The sequence below is a fragment of the Klebsiella sp. CTHL.F3a genome (genome assembly GCF_019890895.1).
Lineage (GTDB): Bacteria > Pseudomonadota > Gammaproteobacteria > Enterobacterales > Enterobacteriaceae > Klebsiella > Klebsiella grimontii.
Genome location: NZ_CP082360.1, coordinates 3,126,592 through 3,152,649, shown reverse-complemented (window position 1 = coordinate 3,152,649; position 26,058 = coordinate 3,126,592). Strand labels below are relative to the sequence as shown.

Annotated in this window: 25 protein-coding genes and 1 pseudogene; 10 read left to right on the top strand and 16 right to left on the bottom strand. The window is 54.3% G+C overall.

Annotated elements, in window-relative coordinates:
• The first annotated feature begins 115 nt into the window (after positions 1 to 115).
• The 6 genes from K7H21_RS14775 (at position 116) to ompC (ending at position 6,435) form a co-directional block, all read left to right on the top strand.
• A complete protein-coding gene (locus K7H21_RS14775) occupies positions 116 to 925 on the top strand; it encodes an ABC transporter ATP-binding protein (RefSeq protein WP_004120077.1) in 810 nt (269 codons plus the stop codon).
• 24 nt (positions 926 to 949) lie between these two features.
• Positions 950 to 1,906, top strand: coding sequence for an ABC transporter substrate-binding protein (locus K7H21_RS14770; protein WP_087828142.1), 957 nt, complete (start codon positions 950 to 952; stop codon positions 1,904 to 1,906).
• On the top strand, positions 1,903 to 2,910 hold the full coding sequence (locus K7H21_RS14765; RefSeq protein WP_004120081.1) for a FecCD family ABC transporter permease: 1,008 nt from the start codon (positions 1,903 to 1,905) through the stop codon (positions 2,908 to 2,910). The genes K7H21_RS14770 and K7H21_RS14765 overlap by 4 nt, the downstream gene beginning before the upstream one ends.
• Before the next feature lie 431 nt (positions 2,911 to 3,341).
• Positions 3,342 to 3,848 (top strand): helix-turn-helix domain-containing protein, encoded by a 507-nt coding sequence (locus tag K7H21_RS14760; RefSeq protein ID WP_049115219.1) that lies wholly within the window; start codon positions 3,342 to 3,344, stop codon positions 3,846 to 3,848.
• Between the two features lie 326 nt (positions 3,849 to 4,174).
• Entirely contained in the window at positions 4,175 to 4,651 is a 477-nt protein-coding gene (locus tag K7H21_RS14755) for a WbuC family cupin fold metalloprotein (RefSeq protein ID WP_004120085.1), read from the top strand.
• A gap of 698 nt (positions 4,652 to 5,349) precedes the next feature.
• On the top strand, positions 5,350 to 6,435 hold the full coding sequence (gene ompC, locus K7H21_RS14750; protein ID WP_223035176.1) for a porin OmpC: 1,086 nt from the start codon (positions 5,350 to 5,352) through the stop codon (positions 6,433 to 6,435).
• Positions 6,436 to 6,558: 123 nt separating this feature from the next.
• Here ompC and K7H21_RS14745 read toward each other — a convergent pair whose 3' ends face one another.
• The 13 genes and pseudogenes from K7H21_RS14745 to K7H21_RS14685 all read right to left on the bottom strand — a co-directional run bounded on the left by K7H21_RS14745 (position 6,559) and on the right by K7H21_RS14685 (position 20,533).
• The gene (locus K7H21_RS14745; RefSeq protein WP_004113196.1) at positions 6,559 to 7,821 is read right to left on the bottom strand and encodes a PTS galactitol transporter subunit IIC; all 1,263 of its coding nucleotides are present in this window, start codon (positions 7,819 to 7,821) and stop codon (positions 6,559 to 6,561) included.
• A gap of 89 nt (positions 7,822 to 7,910) precedes the next feature.
• On the bottom strand, positions 7,911 to 8,906 hold the full coding sequence (locus K7H21_RS14740; RefSeq protein ID WP_223035175.1) for a 2-hydroxyacid dehydrogenase: 996 nt from the start codon (positions 8,904 to 8,906) through the stop codon (positions 7,911 to 7,913).
• 16 nt (positions 8,907 to 8,922) lie between these two features.
• Entirely contained in the window at positions 8,923 to 9,684 is a 762-nt protein-coding gene (locus K7H21_RS14735) for an SDR family NAD(P)-dependent oxidoreductase (RefSeq protein ID WP_004120092.1), read from the bottom strand.
• Positions 9,685 to 9,695: 11 nt separating this feature from the next.
• Positions 9,696 to 11,234 carry an FGGY-family carbohydrate kinase gene (locus K7H21_RS14730; RefSeq protein ID WP_223035174.1) on the bottom strand — a complete coding sequence of 513 codons (1,539 nt, stop codon included), beginning with the start codon at positions 11,232 to 11,234 and terminating at the stop codon, positions 9,696 to 9,698.
• A gap of 20 nt (positions 11,235 to 11,254) precedes the next feature.
• A pseudogene (locus tag K7H21_RS14725) lies at positions 11,255 to 11,806 on the bottom strand (glycerol-3-phosphate responsive antiterminator).
• Between the two features lie 14 nt (positions 11,807 to 11,820).
• Positions 11,821 to 12,612 carry a class I fructose-bisphosphate aldolase gene (locus tag K7H21_RS14720; protein ID WP_004120106.1) on the bottom strand — a complete coding sequence of 264 codons (792 nt, stop codon included), beginning with the start codon at positions 12,610 to 12,612 and terminating at the stop codon, positions 11,821 to 11,823.
• A 314-nt stretch (positions 12,613 to 12,926) separates the two neighbouring features.
• Positions 12,927 to 13,067 carry a hypothetical protein gene (locus tag K7H21_RS14715; protein ID WP_004120108.1) on the bottom strand — a complete coding sequence of 47 codons (141 nt, stop codon included), beginning with the start codon at positions 13,065 to 13,067 and terminating at the stop codon, positions 12,927 to 12,929.
• A gap of 242 nt (positions 13,068 to 13,309) precedes the next feature.
• Complete coding sequence (locus K7H21_RS14710) at positions 13,310 to 14,230, bottom strand: carbohydrate kinase family protein (protein ID WP_223035173.1); 921 nt, start codon at positions 14,228 to 14,230, stop codon at positions 13,310 to 13,312.
• Entirely contained in the window at positions 14,230 to 15,597 is a 1,368-nt protein-coding gene (locus tag K7H21_RS14705) for a hypothetical protein (RefSeq protein ID WP_049115224.1), read from the bottom strand. Before K7H21_RS14705 ends, K7H21_RS14710 begins: the two co-directional genes overlap by 1 nt.
• A 76-nt stretch (positions 15,598 to 15,673) precedes the next feature.
• The gene (locus tag K7H21_RS14700) at positions 15,674 to 16,693 is read right to left on the bottom strand and encodes an ABC transporter permease subunit (RefSeq protein WP_004120114.1); all 1,020 of its coding nucleotides are present in this window, start codon (positions 16,691 to 16,693) and stop codon (positions 15,674 to 15,676) included.
• On the bottom strand, positions 16,680 to 18,212 hold the full coding sequence (locus K7H21_RS14695; RefSeq protein ID WP_004120117.1) for a sugar ABC transporter ATP-binding protein: 1,533 nt from the start codon (positions 18,210 to 18,212) through the stop codon (positions 16,680 to 16,682). Before K7H21_RS14695 ends, K7H21_RS14700 begins: the two co-directional genes overlap by 14 nt.
• Before the next feature lie 66 nt (positions 18,213 to 18,278).
• Positions 18,279 to 19,232, bottom strand: coding sequence for an ABC transporter substrate-binding protein (locus K7H21_RS14690; protein ID WP_004120119.1), 954 nt, complete (start codon positions 19,230 to 19,232; stop codon positions 18,279 to 18,281).
• A gap of 281 nt (positions 19,233 to 19,513) precedes the next feature.
• A complete protein-coding gene (locus tag K7H21_RS14685; RefSeq protein WP_004120121.1) occupies positions 19,514 to 20,533 on the bottom strand; it encodes a LacI family DNA-binding transcriptional regulator in 1,020 nt (339 codons plus the stop codon).
• 366 nt (positions 20,534 to 20,899) lie between these two features.
• Here K7H21_RS14685 and K7H21_RS14680 point away from each other — a divergent pair, with 366 nt between their 5' ends.
• Positions 20,900 to 21,526, top strand: a complete 627-nt coding sequence (locus tag K7H21_RS14680; protein WP_004120131.1) for a DUF1062 domain-containing protein — start codon at positions 20,900 to 20,902, stop codon at positions 21,524 to 21,526.
• A gap of 208 nt (positions 21,527 to 21,734) precedes the next feature.
• Positions 21,735 to 22,337 carry a DJ-1/PfpI family protein gene (locus tag K7H21_RS14675; RefSeq protein ID WP_049115228.1) on the top strand — a complete coding sequence of 201 codons (603 nt, stop codon included), beginning with the start codon at positions 21,735 to 21,737 and terminating at the stop codon, positions 22,335 to 22,337.
• A 195-nt stretch (positions 22,338 to 22,532) separates the two neighbouring features.
• On the opposite strand, the gene K7H21_RS14670 is transcribed toward K7H21_RS14675, so the two are convergent.
• The 3 genes from K7H21_RS14670 to K7H21_RS14660 all read right to left on the bottom strand — a co-directional run bounded on the left by K7H21_RS14670 (position 22,533) and on the right by K7H21_RS14660 (position 24,231).
• Positions 22,533 to 22,925, bottom strand: a complete 393-nt coding sequence (locus K7H21_RS14670; RefSeq protein ID WP_004120137.1) for a VOC family protein — start codon at positions 22,923 to 22,925, stop codon at positions 22,533 to 22,535.
• Between the two features lie 134 nt (positions 22,926 to 23,059).
• On the bottom strand, positions 23,060 to 23,632 hold the full coding sequence (locus tag K7H21_RS14665) for a DUF1349 domain-containing protein (protein ID WP_087828139.1): 573 nt from the start codon (positions 23,630 to 23,632) through the stop codon (positions 23,060 to 23,062).
• A gap of 17 nt (positions 23,633 to 23,649) precedes the next feature.
• A complete protein-coding gene (locus K7H21_RS14660) occupies positions 23,650 to 24,231 on the bottom strand; it encodes a dienelactone hydrolase family protein (RefSeq protein WP_223035172.1) in 582 nt (193 codons plus the stop codon).
• A gap of 207 nt (positions 24,232 to 24,438) precedes the next feature.
• Here K7H21_RS14660 and K7H21_RS14655 point away from each other — a divergent pair, with 207 nt between their 5' ends.
• Complete coding sequence (locus tag K7H21_RS14655; RefSeq protein ID WP_004120145.1) at positions 24,439 to 25,347, top strand: LysR family transcriptional regulator; 909 nt, start codon at positions 24,439 to 24,441, stop codon at positions 25,345 to 25,347.
• A 98-nt stretch (positions 25,348 to 25,445) separates the two neighbouring features.
• A complete protein-coding gene (locus K7H21_RS14650) occupies positions 25,446 to 26,042 on the top strand; it encodes an NAD(P)H-dependent oxidoreductase (RefSeq protein WP_049115233.1) in 597 nt (198 codons plus the stop codon).
• Positions 26,043 to 26,058: the final 16 nt, after the last annotated feature.

Here is a 26,058-nt window from a genome sequence, read left to right as displayed (position 1 = left end):
GTGACTATTCACCTTTCTTTTTAAATGATAATGATTATCATCTATTTTCTGCGGTGAAAATGAACAAGAGAACGCGTTTCACTAATCCGTACCCAGGAGCGAGGGAGAACGGCTAATGGAGGAGAGTTTGACAAAGGGTGTTACGACCAATGATCCGGTACTTAGCGTCAGTATCGCATCGTTGCCGCGTCCCGGCGGCGGGGAAATTCTCGCCGACATTCATTTTAGTGCCGGTAAAGGAGAGTGTCTGGCGGTCATTGGCCCGAACGGCAGCGGAAAAACTTCTTTATTGCGCGCGATAGATCATGAACTGACGGTGCGGGAGGGCGACGTTCGCTTATATGGCCGATCCGTCGCCGCCTTAACCCGGCAGCAGCGGGCCCGGCAGATAGCCGTACTGGCGCAGAACGACGCCCCCGATATGCGTCTGGCGCTTGAGGATTATGTCGCTCTTGGACGTATTCCCCACGCCCGGGATATGTCACGGCGCGAACATGAAAGCATCGTAACCCGGGCGATTAACGATACGGGATTGCAGAAGCTGCGCACGCGCTCGCTCTCCGCGTTATCCGGCGGCGAGCGACAGCGGGCGGCGCTGGCGCGGGTGCTGGCCCAGTCGCCAAAACTGGTGCTGCTGGATGAACCGACCAACCACCTTGATCCGCATGCCAGGGTTGAACTGCTGGCATTAGTGAAAAGCCAGGGGATCACGGTCGTTGCGGTACTGCACGATCTTTCCCTGATTGAGTCCTTTGCCGACCGGGTTTTGCTTTTATCACAAGGGCGCGCCCTGGCCTGGGACGTGCCGGAGCGCGTGTTGGTTTCAGAACGGCTTTACCCGGTCTTTGGTTTGACCAGCTTTACCGTACCGCATCCCGAAACGGGGAAAGCGCTGCGGATTTTCGAGGTTCCAGGCTATGCGTAATACATTATTGAAGGATAACGAAGCATGAAAAAAGGGTTTGCAGGCATTATGGCGGTTCTTTCCATTTCAGCGGCAAGCGCGGCTGATTTCCCCGTCACTATTGAGAGCTGCGGAACGCCGGTGACATTCACCCAGGCGCCGAAAAGGGCGGTTGTACACGACCTTAATATGTCTGAAATGGCTTTTGCTCTCGGGTTGCAGGACCGCATCGTGGGCTTAACCGGCATTACCGGGTGGTACAAAATGACCCCGGAATTTAAACACCAGATGGGAGCAATTCCCGAGCTGGCGCCAAAATATCCCTCGCTGGAAACGCTGCTGGCGGTGAATCCTGATTTCTTTTTCGCAGGCTGGAATTACGGCATGAAGGTCGGCGGCGAGATCACGCCTTCCGTACTCGATAAATACGGCATCAAAACCTTTGTGCTGAGTGAGAGCTGCGTCTTTACCGCCGAGCATAAACGTAAAGCGAGTATGGACCTGCTGTACAACGATGAGCTGACGTTGGGCAAGATCTTTGGCAAGCGGCATGAGGCCCAGACGCTGGTTGACGGCTGGAAGAAAGCGCTGAACGCGTTGCCTAAACCGCCGCGGGGCGTACAGCCTTTGAAAGTGTTTGTCTATGACTCTGGCGAAGATAAGCCCTTTACCAGCGGGCGGTATGCCATGCCGACCGCGATTATTGAAGCGGCCGGAGGGAAAAACGTGATGGAAAGCCTGGAGATGAGCTGGGGAACCACCTCCTGGGAGAGCGTGGCGACGGCGGAGCCCGACTTTATTATTCTTCTCGATTATCAGACCGGCAGCGGCGCTGATTCGCTGCGCCGTTTCCTCGAAAATCATCCGTTAATGAAGCAGACACCGGCGGTGAAGCAGCAGCGCTACCTGAAGCTGCAATATGCTGAATTGACGCCCGGTCCGGCGAATATCAATGCGGCGGAAAAGCTGGCTCATGCGCTGTATCCAGCGGCTAACCAATGAAGGGCACTCCATATCGTTACTGCTGGGCAATGTGGGGCGCGCTGCCGCTGTTAGCCGGTTTGATGTTGCTCAGTGTTGCCAAAGGGAGCGTACCGCTATCGCTGGCCCAGGTTCTTGGAGCCTTGCGGCTGCTGGATGTGCCGGTATCGGAGATGATTGGGCGTATTGTCATTGATTTACGCGTGCCAAGAACGCTGCTCTCAGTGCTGGCGGGCGCCGTGCTGGCCATCGTGGGCGGCCTTTTACAGACCACCACCCGCAACGATCTGGCCGATCCTTTTTTATTTGGTCTCTCCTCCGGCGCATCGGCGGGCGCGGTGCTGGTGATCACCCGATTTGGCGAACGGCTTGGCGCGCTGACGCTGCCGGTGTCGGCATTTGTTGGCGGCCTCTGCTCGGCGGTGGCGGTGATGCTGCTGTTTCATTTTAAAAAGCAGCGCGGCGCCGAGCACTTAGTGATTTGCGGGTTGGCGATCTCCTTTTTATTCGGCGCGCTGACCAGCTATCTGATTTTCTCCGGCGATCAGCGGGCCGCCAGTTCGGTACTGTTCTGGTCGCTGGGAGGGCTCGGTCTGGCGCGCTGGGATAATTTACCGTATGCCGTATTCAGTCTGCTGTTTCTCGGCGGGTTCGTACTGTTACGCTGGCGCTCGCTGGATGGTTTACTGGCCGGCGAGCAGACCGCGCGGTCGCTGGGCATCAACGTCAGCCGCCTGCGAATGGAGGTTTTTTTCTGCTGCGCCCTGGCGACATCGCTGCTGGTGGCCTTGACCGGAGTGATCGGTTTTATCGGCCTAATGGTGCCGCATATGTGCCGCTATTTTTCTGGCGTAAAACATCTGCTGCTGCTTCCTTTATGCGGCCTGTGGGGCGCAGTGCTACTGTGCGGCGGCGATATTGTCAGCAGGACGCTGCTGGCTCCGCAGGAGCTGCCTATAGGGATCATTACGGCCGGCATCGGCGGACTGTTTATTATTATTTTGCTGGCCAGAAACCGGTCATAAACTGAGTCGCGCCGGGTCGCTTCCTGGCGCAGATTTAAACGAAGGGCAAACCACTGCCCGGAAGTCAGTGCGCGCATGCGCTTCGGTTCATGCGCAATCTCCTCCGTTGATAGTTTTATATTTTGATAAATTAAATATTTCAACGTTGCTTGTTAAGTATCGTCTTTATCACAGAGTGATATGCTGCTACTTTCTCTTTAACCGACGCTTGGTAAGAAAAATCCTAAAGTAAGCGTGGGTATAAGAGCTGTCTCCGGGCCTGTGAAAATCCCATGGTTTACATTTCGCAGGGATTTTTCTGAAATTCACTCGTCTGGACAATAAATATTAAACAAACTTATAATTCACCCACTTCACTCATGGGTATATCCCCATGGCGCCTATTATACGCATTTCTATAAAGGATGATTGCACTTTCATGAGGGAAAGGAATGTTAACTATTTTCAGCCATAATCATTTTTTTAAAAGAGCCATGCGTCTGAAAATAAACGACATAAAATCGGTCAGAAAAGCGAATCTGGTCGATTTGTGCTTAACAAAGTACGCATCCAGCAGCTGCGCGCAGTTTCATTTTTTGATAAACAGCTTTGAAATGAAAAAGAGTTTTGTTTGTTTCCGGGTTGAAGGTAATATCATTTGTTTGATAAACAAAAGACGCACCGCACATATCGCCAGTATTATCGCCAGAGTGACTGATGGCATCCCCGTGGGAGAGGACATCACGTTAACAGAGAGAGAATTTCAGTATATTTTTATTATGAAATTTACTGTACTGGCAAAAGATTACCCAGAGCTGCTCGGCATTTCGCCCAAGGCCTACAGCAGCTATAAAAGAAGATTAATTGAGAAGTTTGGTTTTAACTCATTTCATGCGCTACTGGCGCTGTCTAATTATTTACACGCTTTTTCGCTGCTCGATAAATTCACGCCGGATTAATTGCTTCATCTGCATGCGCGACCATACCCTTATCTTCGCACTTTCATCTTATTTTTCCGCCTGCCGCGATTGTTAAGGAGCGTACTCACAAAGTCACTCTTTTTCATGTCATCTATTCTAAGCCTTATATCGAGGGCAGGGGGAAAACGGATCCCCACGACAATCTGTTCTGCCATCTCTGGCGCTTTGGGACCGCGGCATCAGCGTCTATAATCCGCACAGCGATGTGTTCCGCGAGCGGCGAGGCTAATCGTCTGTTGAAAATGGCATCAAGTCTTACGACGAGCTGATTGTCGTAAGCTGCCCAAATACAAAAAAAGGCTTATATGAAACAAATGACGTTGAGTGACCTCCAGCAACAAAGCGAACAGGCTGCAGCTTCGCCTCGTTTACGTGCCCATCGTAATTTCCACCCTGATTTAAGCGATCCGGTGCAACGCCTGGCCGTCGCTATGGAGCCGGGTACCTATGTTCGGCCTCACCGTCACCCGCACACTTTTGAACTGCTGACATCCCTTAGCGGACGCTTTGTGGTGTTGACCTTTGATGATGCTGGCAACGTAATCGAGCGCGTGGTGTTAGGCGAAGAGTGTAAGGTGCTGGAGATGGCGGCGGGTACCTGGCATGCCGTGTTGTCGATGGATAAGGGCGGCGTAATTTTTGAGGTTAAATACGGTGGTTACCAGCCTGTTACTGAGCAAGATGCGGCCCCGTGGGCGCCAGCTGAAAACGCGCCAGGAACTGCCGAGCTAATGAAGTGGTACGCCCGGGCGCAAGTGGGTGACGGCGGTTTTACCCTGTAATCGAGGCATTGCGCGGGGGCAGCTCCGCGCCAGCTTTTTTTATCCCTGATATAGATTAAGACGTTCCCGGCGCGTCAGCGGCTTATCAAACGGGTGACAATCTCCATGCACTATTTATTGATAGTATTTATTCATAGTTAAACTTATCCCCTGAAATAGGGCCTCTGACATCCCTTTCACAGAAGTGTTAAACATATCTTAAACCACTATGTTATAATTTTTACGGTTTTTGTAAAGAATTTTCAATAACGCAATATGGTAATCTCAGTACTATAATTTATCTGCTGGGAAGGATCGGAATATACTCATTAAGAGCTGTTTAGGTGAATCAATGCATTTATGAATAAACATTAATGCGTGATTGGTTAAATTTTAACTTACTGATTTTTATGGATTTTAACAAATTGCAATCTTTAATTTATCTAATCATTAGAATTTCCTTATGATAATTTATATATTTTGGTTAAACCTTCTGTATCTCTGGGTTACGTAAGCCGTTATTCAGAATATTTGCCAATGGAAGCGGGGAGTAATTGATGCACATCAATTAACAACCACCGTTTTCGTCACAATTATGGTATTTGGTATAAAAATTCGGAACTTTTAATTTCAAGTCTCTTTGCGAATTATCGCATAATGGTCTCGCTCAGAAGGTATCTGAGGTTTGATATTCTATTAATAGTTAGGGACGAAATAATATGAAATTAAAATTACTAACAGTGGCCGTCTCTACACTTCTTGCTGCAGGAACCGTGCAGGCAGCTGAGGTGTATAACAAGGACGGAAACAAACTCGACCTCTATGGGAAAGTGACCGGCCTGCATTATTTCTCCAGTGATAAGTCAGAAGATGGCGATCAGACCTATGCTCGTCTGGGCTTCAAAGGTGAAACGCAGATCAACGACCAGCTGATCGGCTACGGCCAGTGGGAATATAACTTCAGCGCCAATAACGTTGAAGGCGACAACTCCGGCGACAAAACGCGTCTGGCGTTTGCCGGCCTGAAGTTTGGCGAATTTGGTTCTCTGGACTACGGTCGTAACTATGGCGTTGCCTATGATATCGGTGCCTGGACCGATATGCTGCCGGAGTTCGGCGGTGATACCTGGACCCAGACCGACGTCTTCGCCACCGCGCGTACCACCGGCGTTGCTACCTACCGTAACAACGGTTTCTTCGGGCTGGTTGATGGTCTGAATATCGCCGTACAGTATCAGGGTAAAGAAGAGGGCAACGGTCGCGATTTGGCTAAGCAGCATGGCGATGGCTGGGGTCTGGCCTCTACCTATGAGTACGAAGGTTTTGTCGCAGGCGCAGCCTACGCGGCATCCGATCGTACCGATGCGCAGGTTAAAGCGGGTCGCGACAATCCGAACGCATACGCCCGCGGCGAGAAAGCAGAAGTATGGGCGGCCGGTCTGAAGTATGACGCCAACAACCTCTACCTGGCGACCACCTATGCTGAAACCCGCAATATGACGAAGTTCGGTAGCGGCTATATTGCTAATACCGCGCAGAACTTTGAAGTGGTTGCTCAGTATCAGTTTGATTTCGGTCTGCGTCCGTCCATTGCCTACCTGAAATCAAAAGGCAAAGATCTGGGCCGCTATGGCGACCAGGATCTGGTTGAATACGTTGATGTAGGCGCGACTTACTACTTCAACAAGAACATGTCTACCTACGTGGACTATAAAATCAACCTGCTGGATGACACGAAATTCACCAACGATGCCAAAATCAGTACCGACAACATCGTTGCCGTGGGTATGACCTACCAGTTCTAAGCACAGACGTCTATTGTGCCATGCCTGCCAGCTTACCCTCCTGGCAGGCATTTTTAATGGCGGGCGCGGCGAAAAAAGCCCGACGCCGTTTCCCGCGCCGGGCAGAGTGAGAAGAGAGAGAATTTACGGCGCGGTAGTGAAAAACTCGCCAAACTTCACCGCCAGCCAGCCCACCGGCGTGGTGGCTCCGCCAACGATATTGGTAATTTCTGCCATCCCCTCCGGCACAGGAATATTAGAGTTGACCGCCGCCTGGGTGTATTCCCGCGAAATATCCGTTCCGACGTACAAAATACAGGTGACCACCAGCGTGCCGGTGATAAACATGCGGAACATATTACGTTTACAAAAAGGCGTTACCATCGCCAGCAGGAACATCAGGGAGGCCAGATCGACAAACGGCAGCACGCGGTTGCCTGGCAGAATAATCGCCAGCACCACCGCCATAGGGATCAGCAGCAGCCCGGTTGCCAGCACCGAAGGTTCGCCAATAAGCAGTGCGGTATCCATGCCGATATAGAAATCGCGGTTGGGAAATTTCGCTTTCAGCTTCGCTTCCGCGGCATCGCGCACGATCAGCAGGCCCTGCACTAAAATTTCGATCATTTTCGGTAGCAGCAGCATGGCGGCGGAAACTTTAATCGCCAGCGATACCGCAGCCGAGACATCGTACCCGGCCAGGAAGGCCAGCAGCAGCCCCAGCACGAAGCCCAGAGTGAGTGGCTCCCCGAAGACGCCGAATTTTTTATTAATACTTTCCGGGTCGAAATTAATTTTATTGATCAGTGGGATCTTATCAATAATATAGTTACAGGCAATACCAAACGGTACGTAGGTTATACAGGTAAGATGGGGGAATGATATCCCTTGCAGATTATAGTTTTTTTGCAAATACGGTGCGGTTAAATCCGCCGCCAGCAGGGTTAAGATAAATATGCCGAAGGTAATGCCTACGGAGAGCCAGTAGTTACCGGTGCCGGCATACACAACCGACCCCATAATCAGGAAAATCCAGTAGTTGAATATATCGATATTTACTGTCTTGGTTAATTTAAGCAGCAGCATGGCAATATTAATAACAATAAATCCCACGACTACCGGCAGCATTAGCGGCGAGCCCCAGCCGATAGTGGAGGCGGTCGGCCAGCCGGTATCGACCACCGTCAGGTGCAGGCCGATGCGTTCAACCATGGCCTGCGACGCCGGCCCGAGGTTGGTTAAGAGCAGGCCGATCACCAGTCCCACCCCTTCAAAGCCGATACCGACCAGCATCCCGGCTTTAAATGCGGTGCCGATTTTAACTCCAAAGCACAGTGCGATAATAAAGAATATTACTGGCATCATCACTGATGCCCCCAGACTAATAATGCTGTTGATAATATCCATAATATTTCCTTAAAAGGCGACCGAATTGGGCGCGAGCGAACCCGTGCCCAATGGGCCGTAGAAAAAACCTTAAGCGGCTCTTTTAATATTTAACCGAGTTGCTTCAGCAATATCTCAGAAAAAATCTTCGGCGAATTACTGAAGGCATCAATAGTACTGCCGGCAATATGCGGCGTTATCGTGACGTTATTCAGCGAATAAAACGCGCTATTGTCCGGCAGCGGTTCATCATCAAACGTGTCGAGGGCGGCGCCCATGATTTTACCGTCCCGCAGCGCGGCGATCAGATCGCTTTCATTAATTAATCCGGAACGCGCTGTGTTGACGATAATGGCGCTCTCCTTCATTAATTCAAAATGTTGGGCGTTGATCAGGTTTTCCGTTTCCGGAGTCATGCGGGCATGCAGCGAAATCACGTCCGCACGGCGAACCAGCTCGTCGAGAGTATCCACCTTTTCATAGCTGTCATGGCCGGGGACGTACTTATCGTAAAAGATAATCTCGCTGCCGAAACCGCGCAGGAAGCCGGCCACCAGCTGCGCGATATGCCCCAGCCCGACCAGACCTACCACTTTGCCGCCCAGTTCAGGAATGGCCCGGTGGTTAGGGCTCTCTTTACGCCAGAACTTATCGCGCAGCGCATCGTGCGAGCGGGCGATATTGCGCATTTCCGCCAGAATCATGCCGACGGTAAACTCCGCCACGCTGCGGGCGTTACGCCCCGGCGTGTTCATCACCTCAATTCCGCGCGCTTTTGCCTCCGCCTGATTAACGTTTTCAATGCCGCCGCGCAGCACGCCAACGTATTTAAGTTTTGGCAGCTTGTCGAATACCGCCACGTTAACCGGGGCGAACTGGACTATCAGGATCTCCGTATCCTCAGCCCCCTGAAGCAGAGCGGCAGGCAGCGCCAGCGCCTCAGAACCTTGCTGTTCAACCAGTAAATTATCCTCTTGCAGTTTTTCAATCGACTCATGCGACCATTCGCGCACTTCCACTGTAATACCTTTATCTTTCAGCGCTTTCAGACCCGTGTCCATCATCGCTGCATTGATAAACAGATCGGCAATTGCCAGACATTTCATAATCATTCTCCATAAATTAACGCATCAACATACCGCCGGTGACATCCAGAGTCGCTCCCGTCATATAGCTGGTTTTCGGTGAGACCATGAAGACGCCGATGTCGGCAATTTCGTGCGGTTGGGCCACCCGGCCCACCGGTATACGGCTGACGTAATAGTCAGGATTCTGCTCAATGTTTTTACGGATCATCGCGGTATCCATAATGCCGACGGCGATGTTGTTGACATTGATTTTCTGTTTCGCCACCTCGCGTGCCAACGAGATAGAAAATGCCACCAGGCCCGCTTTACTGGCCGCGTAATGTGCATGACCGGTGGTCGAACCGTGGAAGGCCGCCTGAGACGTGATATTCAGAATGCTGCCGGCCTGATCTTTCGCCAGGCAGTGGTTGACAAACAGCTGGCTCAGGTGGAACACCGCCTTCAGGTTGATGTTCATCACGCTGTCCCACTCCTGCTGGGTGATTTCAGTGACGTAGCCGCTTAGCCAGATCCCGGCGTTGTTGACCAGAATATCGGCGTTCCCCAGCCGCTCAATGCAGGTCGCGAACAGATTCTCCCGGCTTTGCTCATCGGAAAGATCGGTTTTCACCGCAATAATTTCGACGCTGGCGCTACTTTTTACCGTAGCAATCAGCTGTTCCGGGCGCTCCTCATCACGCATATAGGTGAAGCAGATGTTGACCCCTTCTCGGGCGAGTGAAAGGACAAACTCTTTGCCGAGGCCCGTAGCGCCTCCGGTAACGATAGCCGTGCGGTGGTGTAAATTCAGATCCATACTTTCCTCGCTTAATGCGTGATGTAGTTACTGCAGCTTTTCCACGGAGACTGCATTTCCGATAGTAGATTTTTGTAGAGCTGATACTTATCCTGATAGACCTTGTTATTGTCCGGGTTCGGCGTGACCGTTCGCGAAACGTGAACCATCTCATTTGAGGCGGCAAAGACGTCATCAAACCAGCCAACCATCACCGCGGCGGTCATCGCGGTGCCCAGGGTGCCGTGCTCTTTCACGTCGACAATCTCCAGAGTGGACTGGAAAATGTCGGCGAATATCTGCAGCCAGACCGCAGAGTTAGTGACGCCGCCCGCAATCCGAATGGTGCGACTGAGAGCAGGGTTGATGTTGCGTAACCGTTCGGTGTGATACAGATGGCTGAAAGCGACCCCTTCATAAATTGCGCGCAGAAAATGCGCTTTTTTATGGAAACTATTCAGGCCGATAAACCCCGCAGAGGCGTCCGGGATGGTGTTGGAACCGAAGACAAACGGGAAGAACAGCAGGTGGCTCTCGGCGGGCGTTGTCGTGGAGACCAGATCATTGCATAGATCGTAGACTGACGATCCCCGTGCGGCGGCGGCGGTGCGATCGCCTTCCATAAAGTTATTGATAAACCACTCCAGATTACTGGCGGAAGTGGGGCTGGCCTCGGTAATTAACCATTTGCCCTCAATCGGATAAATCGAGGTCATAAAGAGATCCTGGTCGATAACCGGATGGTCGGTCACGTATTCATTGATGCTCCATGTTCCGGTAATAATCGCTAGCTTATCCAGGGTATTGATGCCGGAAGCGACGGATGACGCCGAGATATCAAACACCCCGCCCGAGACCGGCGTTCCGGCACACAAACCGGTGAGCTGCGCGACGTCGTCGGTAATGTAGCCGCAGCAATCGGTGGAGAGCCTGATGGGCGGAAGTTTATCGCGCAGATCGCCGAGTCCCCACCAGGCCAGCAGCGAGGCGTCATAGTCGCGGTCGCGAACGTTGATCAGGTTAGTCCCTGAGATATCGGTAAGTTCGAGAAAGGCTTCGCCAGTCAGATAAAAACGAATCAGATCTTTGACCATGAAAATGTAGCGCGCTTTACACAGCGTTTCCGGCTCGTTCTCTTTCAGCCAGGCGAGGAGGGCGACGGGCTGACCTGCCCAGATAGACTGCATAGTTTTGGGCAAAATATCGCTAACAAACGTCGGGTCGCGGTACCACTTTTCTACCCAGGCCTTAGCCCGGCTATCGGTGGAGATAATTCCGTTGCGCACCGGGGCACCGGTTTCATCCACCATATACAGCCCGTTGCCGTGACCGGTTACCGCTACGCCTTTGATTTGGCCGGCGTCGATACCCGACTGCGCGATGGCTTTTTTAATGACTTCGACGTTAGCCGCCCAGAGTTCGTTGATATCTCGCTCGGTGTGAAATTCCTTCGGGGTCAGCATCTGCGTTGACTTCGACGCGCTGGCCACCACGTTGCCGGAGCGATCGTAAATCGCCGCTTTTGTAACGGTGCCGCCGTTATCAATGCCCATGACATAGTGTTGTTTCATTCGCGTGGACTCCTTATGCGTTACCATAAACCGGGTTCGCTGGTGGTAATGCCTTTAAATCCGGCATGGAAAATTTTATCTACAAGGTATTTCCGCTTAACAAAGCCTCCGGCGATGAATATCACATCAAAGCCTTTTAAATTCCGGCTAATCAATTCCAGACACTGGCAGGCATATTCAGCAGGTAAGATTTCAATAGCATCTGGCGGGTTATGCTTAACAATATCGATGGAGTAATCCAGCGAACGTGAGTCGATGAGCAATACCCGAAAGATAGTTAACAATCCCTCTTTTTTGGCATAGCGTAGGGCCGAGAGATTGGACGAAATAACACCATCAACCTTGTAGTAATTTTTGAGCAAACTAATTCCCGCCTGGTCAGGTTTAAAACCACCCAAGAGCTCGAGGTGAATAAGCACTTCCTTGCCACTCTGATGACATTTACCGATCAACGATTGCAGGTTGCCGATATTCGCTTCGGATAGCAGTACGTATTCTTATGCGCAGGCCAGCGCCTGTTCAAAATGTTTATATTTTCTGATTGAAGGAATGATGGTGTTATTTAAGAGCATATTAATATCCGATGTTATTTAGCCATGTAGAGGCTGTAGGCATCTTCCGCTGTCGCATTTTCATGGATGATGGCATTCAGACCTGCTACTACTTTTGCCGGCTGTGGGTCCTGAGTGATATTGCGACCCACCGCTACGCCTTTTGCACCCACCTGCATGCAGTGCTGCACAAATTTAAAATAACCGTCGATGCCGGTTTTCGGGCCGCCCAGCGCCAGCACCGGCACGCCGGCCGCTTCGACGATAAGGCGGTCGTCCTCGGTGCCGGTGAAGCGGGTTTTGATCACGTCAGCACCCAGCTCAACGGCGATGCGGGCCGAGGCGGCGATAACGGACGGGTTGTTGGAGTCGTCGCTGGTCACGGGATAGCCGTACGGCAGGGATTCCACGATCAGCGGCACGTTCCAGCGATCGGCGGCCTGCGCCAGCTGCATCGCCATGATGTGCGTTTTCTCTTCATTAAATGCGCCGGGGAAGGTCATGCACACCACGCCTTCCGCAGCCACTTTCAGCGCATCCTCAATGGAAAAGACGGGTGTGGTATCGGGAACGGTATTATCAAAAATATTCACTGTGCTATCGACGCGTAATACAACGGGAACGCAATTGAAAACTTCGCGGAAATTTTTCAACATGCCATAAGTGACCAGCGCGCAGTCCAGGCCGCTTTCAACAAGGGCCGGAAGCTGATTTATCGTATTATCAATACCATTTGTTTTGCTTGAAAAATAGTAGCCATCCAGCGCCAGCGTGACGGATTTACCATCTTTTGCGAAAATACGAGAGAGACGACGTTCTTTAGACATTTTTTGACTCCTGAGATAGAAAAAAAACAAAAAGGCCCTCAGAGACTTTCGTCTCTGAGGGCCTTCGATTCACTTACCCTTTTGATAATCGTTCAGTAATCCAAACCATTATCAATTAATTTTTCAGCCTTATGGGTAGGGTTTAAATGGCATTTAATTTAAATCCGTTCCCTTGCTTGAATTAATTACTAGCATGCCAGAGTTCTTTCTGTCTAGCCGTTGTTGATAAACTGAGATGTTTATCACGAATTAAATTTGAGTTTTATCTTATCGATGCTGGCGAGTTTTGATATTAACGCCCATTTTGATTGTGCTTATACTGAGAGCAAAGACTCTACCGCCAGCTGCGCCAGCAGTAGCAGAAAGGCGAGCAGCGTCAGCCATTTCGCCGGATGCAGCTTGCGCTGCGGAATGGGAGTATTACGCAAACGTACAAACCATTGATTCATTTTCATGATTGACCTCCTGTCCCTGATGTCAATTAGCGAGAAGGGCAAAAATTGAGTGCCGATCTAATTGCCTGATACTAATGGATTAGTCGGCAATAACCTATGAATAAATGAAGCTGGTTTAGCTTTCATTCAATAATTGGGATAGAAATCATATCCATAAATACTAATGATAAGGGTCCGTTGATACGCGCGGTTACAGACCCTCATCCGGCTTTCCCTTGTTTACAGTCCTGGTCTCTGCCGCTTCAGAGTTCATGGTCCCAGGGCGGGTTAGCTCCTGGCCTCGACACCGTCACCGCGGCGGCGCGCATACCGAGATCGACCGCGCGGCGCACCTGATCACGTGACAGTGTCACTAGTTTCTCCTTCTCCAGGAGCCCGGCCTGCGAGAGGCTGGCGAGAATACCGGCATTAACCGTATCACCCGCGCCGACGGTATCGGCCACCGCTACGCGTATAGCGGGCACATGCAGATGAAAATCAGCGGTCCAGGCATCAGCGCCGTCAGCCCCGCGGGTGACCACGATAAGCTTCGGCCCCTGCGCCAGCCAACGGCGTATTACCTCGTGTTCTTCGCCGGGTTCGGCAAACCACGCGAGATCCTCATCGGAAAGCTTGACGATATCCGCCAGCGCGATCATCCGCATCATGCGCGCCAGGTGTTTCTGCCGGTCCGGGATGAAAATTTCACGAATATTAGGGTCGAGGAACATCACCCGACGCGGTGCTTCCCTTACCATCAGCGCTTCATAAATGCTGCCGCACGGTTCGGCGATCAGGCTGATGCAGCCGAACAGAACGGCGGAGACGTCATCCCCGAGCGTCGGCAGGTCGTTTTCGGTCAGCATTCGACCGGCGCTATTCTCATCGTAAAAGGTATAGCGGGCCTGACCGCCTACCAGCCTGACGAAGGCGAGAGTGGTAGGCAGCGGCGCGCGGGTTGAGGGCGAATAATCCACGCCGGAGGCGTCAAGCGTGTGGCGTAGCATGTCACCCATAAAATCGTCCGATAAACCGGAAAACAGACTGACCGCCACCCCCTGGCGCCCGAGGGCAATGGCGGTATTGAACGCCGCGCCGCCGACGCAGGGCGTAAAGGCGGGAGCATTTTCACGGCTCCGGCAGGGCAGCATGTCGATGAGGGCTTCTCCGCAGCAGAGGATCATCAGTTATCTCCTTTACGAACCGTGACCACCGGCGGGGTTTCCAGCCGATCGGCTATCTGCATCCAGTTGTCGGCGAAGATCCCGCAGGCGGTCTTGATCTCGACGCCGACGGGGAGCTCCGGACACTCATTTTCGCCGTTGCTGCCCCAGTTAACCCATCCGGACTGACGGCGCTGGACTATCTGAAACGCGCCGGAGGGGCGGGAGGTCCACCAGATCATCGCCCGGCCGCTCGCCGAATCGTACTCGACGGTTTTACTGGCCGGCCCGGGGAAGATGGTTTCATCCGCGACAGCGGAAACGTTAACGGGCGAGTTGGTCAGCAGCCATTCCCGCTCGGTCAGATCGGCCCGAAGATGCGCGCGGGCGCGCACCTGACTCAGCCGCTGGCGAATCTCCGCTTCATCCAGCACGTGCTCCCAGCGGCAGAACATCCGCCAGTAGAGATCCCAGTGGGCAGAAGCCATATCGGCGAGCTGTTCGCGGAATTCGGCAAATTTCGGGCTTTGATTTTCCGACGTGGCGACGGTATTGGCCACCATGGCGACCAGCTCTTCGGCGTAGGGGTCGCCCGCACGATAGCGGGTGCCCCCATACGCCGCGAAGCGATCGAACAGCAGTTTTCCCGGGCCGCTCTCAAATTCGTCGCCGACGGTGATCTTGTTGGTCACCGAACGGCCGTTGATGATCGTCGAAAAATCATCTACACAGTAGCGCCGCTGAAACCAGGGCGTGTTCCAGCTAAATTTCCAGTCGATGGCGAAGCGCTTACCGCGCAGCTCCGGTAATAATCCGTCGGGGATCGCGCCGCGCATGCGGTAGTGATGATAGACAGGACCCTGTTCAACGATCTCAATATCAACGACGGTATGCTCCGGCGGGTTAATCAGCCCGTTCTCCGGGGTAAAGAACGGACCGTAAAAACCGCCGATGGCATTATTCCCCGAAGGAAGCAGTTCGACGCCGTCCTGCAGAGCGCGGAAATGGCGCAGCCCCCATTTTGATGAACCGACGCCCTGAGCGGTTCCCCGACACATTTCCAGATCGAAACAGCCGGTATTGAGGCGCACAAAACAGTCGCTCTCCCGGCCGGGCAGCGTTTGGATACCGGATATTTCATCGACTTCAGCTGCCGTGAGCGGCCGCTCAAGCCGCATCTTAAAGGTACCGCTGAAGCTGACCGTCGCGATAAAAGCGGTACTGCTTGTCGACGATTCATGTTCGAGACGCTGGCAAAGGATCCGCTCGTCTTCACCGGTAATGGCCCACCACAGGGGTTCCGCTAGCCTCTCAGGGAGGGTAAACGTAATCGGTTCGCGATCCCGGGGGCCATTCATCGGATCCGTCAGGGTAATGTGGTATGTCATGGGGTGTACTCCATCAGATTTTAAGCAAACGAAAACCCGCCGCCGATGCGGCGGATAGACAAAGCGTCAGGGAAAGCTAGCGGGGACGGGCGATCTCTTTTTTCCGCCAGAAGGTAAACAGTTCCGGATGCTGCTTCAGTCCGTCAATCGCCACGGCGAGTATGATGACGATGCCTTTGATTAAGAGTTGGGTGAAAAAGGGCACGCTGAGCAGAATCAGACCGGTACTGAGTACGCCAAGTATTATCGAGCCAATCAGAGTGCCGATAATTCGCCCGCGCCCACCGGCGAGGCTGGTACCTCCCAGGACAACGGCCGCAATGGCGTCCAGCTCATATCCCGTTCCGGCAGTAGGCTGGGCGGAAATCACCCTGGCGGCGAAGATAATGCCCGCCAGGCCCGCGCAGACGCCAGCAATCATATACACCGCCGCCAGCACGCGTTTGACCCGTACGCCGGCCAGGCGGGCGGCCTGGGCGTTGCCGCCGACGGCGTAAATGTGACGGCCAAAGCGGGTGCGTTCGAGAATGAACCACGCCAGCAGGTAAACCACCAGCATGATAATGACCGGGATGGGAATCCCGATAAGATAGCCGTTGCCCAGCTCGCGGAAGCTCAGGCTACTGGACACAATAGGCTGCCCTTCAGTAATGGTGTAGGCCATACCGCGCAGGAAGGTCATTGTCCCGAGGGTGACGATAAACGGCGCGAGGGCGAGATAGGCGGTGAGCACGCCGTTAAGCAGACCGCAGAGCGCGCCAACGCCAACCCCGGCCAGAATCGCCAGCGGCGCGGGGATCCCGGCCATCGCCGCCACCACCGAGACCACGCCGGAAACGGCGACGATCGACCCGACGGATAAATCGATACCGCTGGTTAAAATGACGAAGGTCATGCCCGCCGCCAGAATGGCGTTGACGGAGATCGAGCGGGCGATATTCAGCAGATTATCGACGCGGTTAAAGTTTGGCGCGAAGGTCGACATGAGGATCAGCAAAACCAGCAGGACGATTAAGATCCCCACCCGGTCCCACCATTTGGCAAAATCAAACGGCGCTTTGACCGGCAGTTCCGTCACAGGTTTATTGTTGTCCATGGCATTCTCCGGATTGACTGGTAAAGGTTCCTGTTGCGTGCAGCATTACTTCTTCTTCCGTGGCTGTACATGAGGGGATCTGGTGGACGATTCGCCCGCCGCGCATGACCAGCACGCGGTCGCTGATGCCGATGGCCTCCGGCAAATCGGAAGAGATCACCAGGATGGCTTTGCCGGCGCGAGCGAGTCTGTCTATCAGCTCGTAAATTTCCCTTTTGGCGCCAATGTCCACGCCGCGGGTTGGTTCATCGAGGATAAGCAACCTCGAGTCGCGCAGCAGCCAGCGCGCCAGCGCCGCTTTCTGCTGATTTCCGCCGGACAGGGCGCTGACGGGCAGTTCAACGGCGTTTTCCCGCAGCCGCAGCCTGCGCATCTGCTCCAGGACGGCAGCGCGGATGGTTTTACGTTTAACCACGCCGCCGGCGACAAAGTGATCCAGCGAGCTGATATCAATGTTGTGCTCAACCGAATGACCGAGAAACAGTCCCTGGGTTTTACGGTCTTCGGTCACCATTCCAATACCGTCGGCAATAGCGGCGGTGGGGTCTGACGGCTGGCTCTCCCTGCCGGCAAGGCGCACGCTTCCCTGGCTGCGCGGATCGGCGCCGAAGAGCAGGCGGGCAACTTCGGTTCGCCCGGAGCCCACCAGACCGGACATGCTCACCACTTCGCCCGCGCTGACCTCAAAGGAGACCGGGCCGGTCGCACTGCCTGCCAGATCCCTGACTTCCAGCAGGACGTCGCCGGGCGTACGCGGCTCGTGCTGATAGAGATCGACGATTTGCCGGCCGACCATCATGCGCACGATATCGGTGGTTGAGACGTTGCCGAGGTTTTCCGTGCCGATCCACGTACCGTCTCTGAAGACCGTGACCCGATTTGCCAGCTGCCATACCTCTTCCATGCGGTGCGAGATGTAGACCATGCCGACGCCGTCCTGGCGCATCTGCGCGATCAATCGATAGAGCTGGAGCGTCTCCGCCCGCGACAGGGCGGCGGTCGGCTCATCAAGCACCAGCACTTTGGCGTTTTCACTGACGGCGCGGGCGATCTCAACCATTTGCTGACGCCCGATGCTCAATGATCCGAGCGGCGCCTGCGGGTCGATATCCGCGTTAATCCGATTCAGCTTCTCTCTGGCCTCCCGGTGCATCCGTTTGCGATCGAGAATCCCGGCGAAAGAGGTTGGCTCCTGGCCGAGAAACAGGTTTTCCGCCACCGTCATATCCGGCACCGTGTTCAGCTCCTGGTGGATAATGGCGATACCATATTTGCGCGCGTCCCGGGGCGTGCGAATATCAATCTCTTGTCCATCGATAAAAATAACGCCGCTATCGCGCTGCTCGTTTCCGGAGAGGATTTTCATCAGCGTGGATTTACCTGCGCCGTTTTCCCCCATCAGGGCATGGACCTCTCCGGCAAATAAATCAAAGCGTACGTTGTTCAGCGCGAGCGTCGCGCCGTAGCGTTTTGAAATCCCTTCCAGCCTGAGTAAGGGAGGTGATGATATGTCGGCCATTGTCTTTGCCCTCAGGGATGAACCTGAGGGTCATCCCGTTTGTTGCTTCTTAGAGTGACGATGTGATTACCAACCCGGATAGCTACCTACGTTATCGCGGGTGACCAGTACGCTTGGGATTAAAACGGTACGGGAAGCGATCGGTTTGCCGTCGACCATATCCTGAGCCAGCGTGATGGCCTGGCGCACCATTTCTCCCGGGTTTTGCGTCGCGGTGCCGATGAACGGCGAGCCGCTGCGCTTGAGTTCTTCAACCGCTTCCGGGCTACCGTCGACGCCGGTAACTTTGATCGCGCCGGCTTTGCCCGCCTGTTCAACGGCCAGCACCGCGCCGAGCGCGGAAGGATCGTTCATGCCGAAAATACCGGCGACGTCAGGATTGGCCGTGAGCATGTCGGTTGTCACCATCAGGCCGGAAGCGCGGTCGTTGCGCGATGCCTGCTGGCCGACAATTTTGATATCCGGGTATTTTTGTGCGACGTTTTTACAGCCTTTGATGCGGTCGATAATGGTCTGAATCGGCGTGCCATCCACCAGCAGCACTTTGCCTTTGCCGCCCATCTGGCTGAACAGGTATTCGCAGGAGGTTTCCCCGGCCTGGATGGCGTTGGTCATGATCGCCGCGTCTGCGCCTTTAGCGGGCGTATCGACCGCAATAACGATAATTCCGGCGGCTTTTGCGCGCTGAATGGCCGGCTCGATCCCGGACTCATCGACGGCGGAAATAATGATGAGATCCACTTTCTGCTGAATAAACGCGTCAATCTGCGTGTTCTGGTTTGCCAGGTCCACCTGCGCATCCTGGACGTTAAGGGTGGCGCCGATTTTCGCCGCGGCCTGCTTAGCGTTCCTTTCCATCGCGGAGAAGAAGGGGTTGGACATGTCCTGCACCATTAAGCCGATGCGGGAGATTTTTTTGCCATCCTGCGGCGCGGCGCTGGCTGCGGGAATAAACCCTGTCATGGTGGTGATTACCGCGGTAACCGCGACAGCCAGCCATGCTTTGCGAAGTTTGGTCATATTCTACTCCTTTCATTTTCTTGTGGTATGACGTACGGCCAGGTGTGGGGATGCCTCAGAAATAATCCCCTGATGTTGTTTTTTTAATTGCGACTGATGACTTCAGCCGTTATTTACATCGCTAAAATGATGAGAGAGTGGCGGCAAAATTGTTTCGCACCGGGTAGCCCGCTTTTTGGCCGGGAGGGACAGAACCGCAAGAGCAACGTCTGTCGGCCCGTACAATGCCGTTGGGGCTACCGGTTGTCAGCCATCTCAATCATCTCTTTTTTAATGGTTATTCATTTTCTACAGCCGCAGGACTGGCGAATAACCAGCTCGGCGGGAACTTTACGCTGGGTATTAATTTCTCCTTTTGCTTCCGGATTAATTAACTGGATAAGCATTTCAGCCGACTGTCTGCCAATCTCTTCGCTGTTTTCATTGAGCACCGTGAGCGGAGGATTCAATAGCGGCGCCCAGTCGAATTCGTCATAGGCAATAAGGGCCATATCGCCGGGAATGGCTATCTGGCGCTGCTGAAGCTGTTTAAGTGAACCCAGCAGAATAGGGTTGTTACCGGCAATTAGCGCGTCCGGCAGCGATGTCTGCCGGTCCAGGTACCGGCTCAGGGTGTCCGCAGCCGACTGCGCATCGTTCTCCGTTTCGACAACCTCAAGCGTGGCGCCGCACTGCTCAGCGGCCTCGCGGATCCCGCGCTCACGTTCAAAACGCGTGGTCCAGCGGTCCGGGTAGATCAGCAACAGCCAGTTTTTATAGCCGTGCTGCGCCAGATGGTTCCCCACCAGCAGGCTGGCATGGTAATTGTCGGTTGTGACGCTGGGAAAGTTGTGCTCGCCGCGAGGAGGAGAGTCAACGAAGACCACCGGAATATCCCATTTCGCCAGCAGGCTCAGGCTCTCCGGCTGGAGCGTCACCGTCGAAATGATCCCGGCCATCCGCGATTCGATCAGGCGGTTAATCATGCGATCTTCCTGCGCCCGGTCGTAGATCCCGTTTACCGCGATATCGCCAAGCACCACGGTCCACTGCGAAGGCTGCAGCATCTGCTGAATCCCGGACATCAGGTTGAGGTAGTAAGAGTTCGACGCATGGGCGGTAATCACCGCTACCGAATCTCTGCTCGAACGGCGTAGCGCCTGTGCCGCACGATTAGGGACATAGCCGAGCTCGCGCGCCACTTTTAAAATCAGCTCCCGGCTATCATCAGCGACACCATCGCCACCGTTTAGCGCGCGTGAGACGGTGAACATTGAAAACCCCGTCGCCTCACTCACATCCCGCATCGTCGCTTTTCGCATTTTTCGCTCTCTGCATTTATGAAAATTACCCGTGATATAAACGGTTATTTCCTTAACCTAAACGTTTATTAGACAAAACATAAACGTTTAGGTTTGTTTGATCAGTGAGCCGCTTCTCGTTTTGTGAACAGAAGATAAACAATGCTGTTTATGAATGAATTCCAAGTGTTTATTGATTTAATGCATACTTTTACCCTGAGCCGCTTTGTTACGCTTAGGCCCATCCATTGGCGGTAAGACAGGGTAGTCGTGTTGGAAATCTTTTTTTAACCCACTGAAAAGTATTAATTAAATATTTTTCACATCGCAAAAATCACGGTCCGTTATCGGCGGATCCGCTTTTGTATGGGTTAAAAAAGGTTCACCATGAAAGTCACATGGAACGTCAGCCCTGTGGGCTACCAGCTGATTAGCAAGCGCTGTCCCGCCTGTCATGGGCAGCAGGATTTCACCCCATCCGGCGCCTTCCGGGTCAATTCACAAAAAAAAATGCTCGATGTCTGGAGTATCTATCAGTGCGTCCGCTGCGCGTATACCTGGAACATCAGCCTGTTCTCTCGTTTACCGGTCAGCAAAATTAATCCGCAGCTCTACGAGCGATTTAGCGCCAACGATAAATCTGCCGTTGAGGCCTATTCTCACGATCTGCTGGTGCTGCGGCGTAATCGCGCGTCACCATCGGGATCGCCTGAATTCGTGGTCAAGGAGCGCTGGCGAATCAACCTTGTTCGCGCTTCTCAGGTGAGAGTGGAGGTCATCGTTGCGCGGGCCTTTCAGACCAGCCTGCTGTCGGTGCTACGAAGTCAGCTGCGCCTTAGCGGTAGCGCGGTCCGTAAACGCCTTGCGTCGGGAGATATCAGCGGCATCACGCTGAAGGCGTTGCGATCGCCCAGACTGAGGCCGGAAGGATATACGCTGTACATCACGAGGGAGGTTCTTCTCGCTCACAGGCGTATTCCGTTGTCTGCAGACCCGGATCGCAGAAGACGATAGCCAATGCCCCCGGGTAGTGTTTCTATCCGGGGAGCAGGCTCGCAAAAATCACTGCGAATTGCCATAAGGGGAAAATTAACCTTGCCTTCATTACTGTGCATTTATACAGTTTATAGCGGCGGCACGGCGAGAGTAACGATCGCGACAGCGAAGAGCAGGCCGGATGCTGCGACGGCTGATTCTGTTGACCAGGGTGAGAATGAGATTTATGGATACGCGTAAAGAAGTGCTGTTTGTGCTCATCGAGGAGTATGCCGACTGGGAGTTTGCCCTGCTGGCGCCAGGGCTGCGCCGGGGATTTGGCATATGGGAGCCGCAGTATGATGTCAGGACCGTTGCCGCGGATGCGGGGCCGGTGATGTCTATTGGCGGGGTCCGTTGCCTGCCGGATTATACCTTCGAGACGATACCCGATGATTACGCCGCGCTGGTGCTGGTGGGCGGTATGAACTGGTGGGGGGAGGAGGCCCGGCGGGTGGTGCCGCTGGTAGAGCAAGCGCTGGCCCGGCAGATCGTGGTTGGCGCGATATGCGACGCTTCGGCATTCCTCGGCGCGCACGGCTTTCTCAATGATGTCGACCACACCTCGAACGGGCTGGCCTACCTGCAGAACAGAGCAGGCTCCGCCTACAGCGGCGCTGCGCGCTACCGAAACGTGCCTTCGGTTCGTGATGGCAACCTGGTGACCGCCAATGGGGTTGGTTTTGTGGATTTTACCTGCAATATGCTGGCGGCATTAAACGCGACGCAGGCGGGCGAGATCGAAGCGATGCGGGCGGCGTTTACGTCGGGAATGTTTACTGAAGGCTGAGTCAGAGACGACCCCAGCTGTACGGCAACGGGCTGAAAAATGCTTTTCTCGTGGGTGCGCCGTGAATGACTGATGAGCGCCGAAGGCGAAACAGGCGGAACCTGGCGGCTCGGGCCCGGCGCGATATTCAGCAACGCGCAGGGTTTCGCCATGCGCTCATGCGCTAACCCTGCCTTTACTTGCCGGTCTGCGGGCTTAGCCTGCGTTTGCGTAATACACAAACGCCAGCTTATTGCCGTCCGGATCTCTGACATAGGCGCTGTGGAAACCTTCACCGTACTGCGGGCGGTGGCCAGGGGCGCCTTCATCTGTTCCCCCGAGATTCAGCGCCAGCTGATGCAACTGCTGAATATGCTCAACCGAACGAGCGTTCAGGGCCACCATCACGCCGTTACCCGTCGTCGCTCGCTGTTGGTTGAACGGTTTGCCAACGCACAGCCCGATGGTGCGGTTTCCGCTGAATGTACCCCATGATGCGCCTTCATCGCTCCGACCGCTCTGCGGATGCCCCAGCATCTCCATCAACGGATCGTAAAAACGAATCGCGCGTGGCAGATCGTTAGTGCCGAGCATGATGTAAGAAAACATGGCTCCTCCTCATTGTTGGTTTGAAGGTCGATGCCAATCTAGCAGCAAGGAGAAGGTCATGCAGGCCCGGGGGCTAAAAATCATACCCTCATCGCGATTATTCCGCGATTTTGCCTTGCGCGTGGGGCGGCGACTCAGCTCAGGTCGTGCAGATCTTTCTCGTTTGGCGGCAGCAGCGCTATATCGTGGAAATTAACCCGTAGTCCGCTACGCTGCGGCGTGCAGCACATGACGCCGATCTTTACCGTTCCGCGGGGAAAAGGACACAGCCGCAGCAGCGGCCACTGACGGCCATCAGTAGAGTACTGCAGGCGCAGCGCTTCCCCCCAACGGGTCAGGCGCAGCCAGAACTCTCCGGGGTCGCCTGGAAAAACACCGGTCGCCCAGTCTGATTTTCCCTGTGTCAGTACGCTGCCGATAGCGGGCGCGCCGTCGTTGTACTCTATACCGGCCTTGAGCCAGCTTTGTGCGTCCTGCATAAGTATGAGCCCCGCCTGGTCATACAGGGTGCTGAAATCGGCGCGGACCCGCACCTGAAAGGTGAAATCCGCTACGGCCTCCGTTGCGTAGATATGGCCGGAGAAGCGTTCAAATCCGTACCAGGTTTCGCGCCAGAAGTCGGTTTGCGCATCGGTGACTACGCTGAGTACGCCTTCGTCTTGCGACCATGTCGCGGGTTCGTTAATCCAGTGAAATACCTGATGCATCAGGCCTCCTGTCTTTGCTAAATAAGCGTTAAAAACTGCAGCGTGTCCTCGTCAGCCTGCTGCGCAAGGCGCGCATCCCACTCTGAACTGTCGGCATCGCAAAAGCCGTGCTGCGCATTGAACATCCGGCAGGTCACGGAGGGATTTTTCTCCAGCTCGTTTTGCATAACGCTGGGATCGAATGCCGGTTCATCGCGGGCGATGATGACAAACGTCGGGCAGGGGGGCGCAAGGTCGCTGTAAAGGCGGATCCGCGATCCATAATGGCATACCGCGGCGTCGCAGAGTCCGCTCCTCGCGGCCAGCCAGGCTAAGGTGGCGCCCACGCTGTAGCCGATAAGGATTAGCGTGCCGTATTTCGCTCTAAGCTCGGCCAGCAGTGACACAATGGCGGCGGTATCAAATCCGACGTTATCAGAAAAGTGGCGCCAGGCCTGCTCCTGCTGCTCATAGGCGAACGGCGCAGAGTGAGAAAAAAGCGCTGGCGTGTACGTATCGAAGCCGCGGCTGCGCCAGGTCGCGGCGGTTCGCTGAATATGCGCATTGATGCCGTAGATTTCATGCAGCAGGACGATGGCTTTATCGCAATCAGGTAACATAAATGCGCCTCTGGCGGATAAATTGGGTTTATCTCCGGTCGGATGGACAGTTTATCAGGGCTGAAGCCTGTAGTATAAACCTACCTGCCCGGCAGGTTACTCGTGCATCCTGGTCTGTGATTTTCCTTCGCGGACGATCGCCGCGATGCGGCATCACATTAAGGTACCGTTTTTTTAGCTTATCTTTTACCACGTTAGCGAGGCCGTATGAATTTGAACCGTGCCGATATGGCCGACCTTATCTATTTTTGCGCCATCGCACGCCATCAGAATTTTAGTAAAGCTGCCGTTGAACTTGGGGTGAGCGCATCGACGCTGAGCCACGCTATCAAGGGATTTGAGGCGCGACTGGGCGTGCGTCTGCTGAACCGCACGACCAAAAGCGTTTCTCTGACGGCGGCCGGCGAAAGCCTGGTCAACGCGGTAAGCGAGCCGCTCGCTTCAATCGATGTCGCGATTGAACAGCTCAACCCCTTCCGCGATTCGCCGGCGGGTCATATTCGTCTCAACGTCGCCGTTGAGGCGGCCACGCTGCTGCTGGCCCCGATCCTGCCTGTTTTTGCTGAACGTTACCCCGATATTGAGCTGGATATCGTGGCCAGCAACCGCATTGTTGACGTGACGGAAGCGCGGTTTGACGCAGGGATCCGCTATGGCGGAACCGTGCCGGAAGATATGGTGGCGCAGCGTCTGTCCGCCGATGTACGCTGGGTGGTCGCGGCATCCCCGGAATATCTTGCCCGCTTTGGCGAGCCCCTGCATCCCAACGATCTTCACCAGCACCGCTGCGTCAGCAATCGTCTGGGAAATAACCGGATTTATAAATGGGAGTTTGAGCGTGGCGAAGAGCAGCTCACCGTCAAAGTGCCGCCGCTGTTAACGGTCGATCTGGCGGAGACGGGCGTGGTGGCCATTCTGCAGGGGTTCGGCCTGATGTACTTGCCAGAACCGCTGATAGCAGAGCACGTCAGCGCAGGGCGCCTGCGTCTGGTGCTGACTGACTGGGCCTCATACGGACCGGGATTCTATATCTATTACTCCAGCCGTCATCAGGTGCCCACCGGGCTGCGCCTGTTAATCTCCCTTGTGCGGGAAATGAAACCGCTGGGTCTGTAGCCCGATTGATGAAAATAACTCACAGCCCCATTCGATAGCGAGGGCTGGCTCCTTCTTATTCCGCGCCTTACCCTGTGGCAAAAGAGAAGGAGAGTTTGATGAACTATTCTTACCGCTGTATTCCCGGTCTGTTCTGGCTTTTGGCCGTCACCGCGTTTCTGTTTAGCTTTACCCCTGCCAGCCGTGCCGCAGAGGCTCACACGCTGGTTATTGTCTCTCATCCTTATCCTGGCCAATCGGTCATGACCAACGGTCTGGAGGACGCTGCGCGAAGCGTGCCCGGCGTGACCGTACGCAATCTCGAAGCGCTTTACGGCTTTGACAGCCGAAACATCAATGCCGATGAAGAGCGACGGCTTATGCGGGAACACGCGCGCGTCGTTTTTATTTTCCCGACCCACTGGTTCAACATCACGCCGATGATGAAGACCTGGCTGAACGATACCTGGGGCAGCGTAGGGCCGGGAATATGGCAGGGCAAAGAGATGATGATCGTCACGACGGCCGCGGGAGGCGAATCCACCTACGGCGAGTCCGGGCGGATCGGCGTTAGCCTGGCCGACGTCTTTACGCCGATGAAGGCCAGCGCGTTGCACGCGGGCATGACCTGGCTTCCCCCGCTGGCTTTTGAGAATGCCAGCCGCAGCCGGCTTCCTGAGTACCAGCGCCAGCTGGTGGAAAGGCTGACGAATTAATATGCGAATGAGGAAT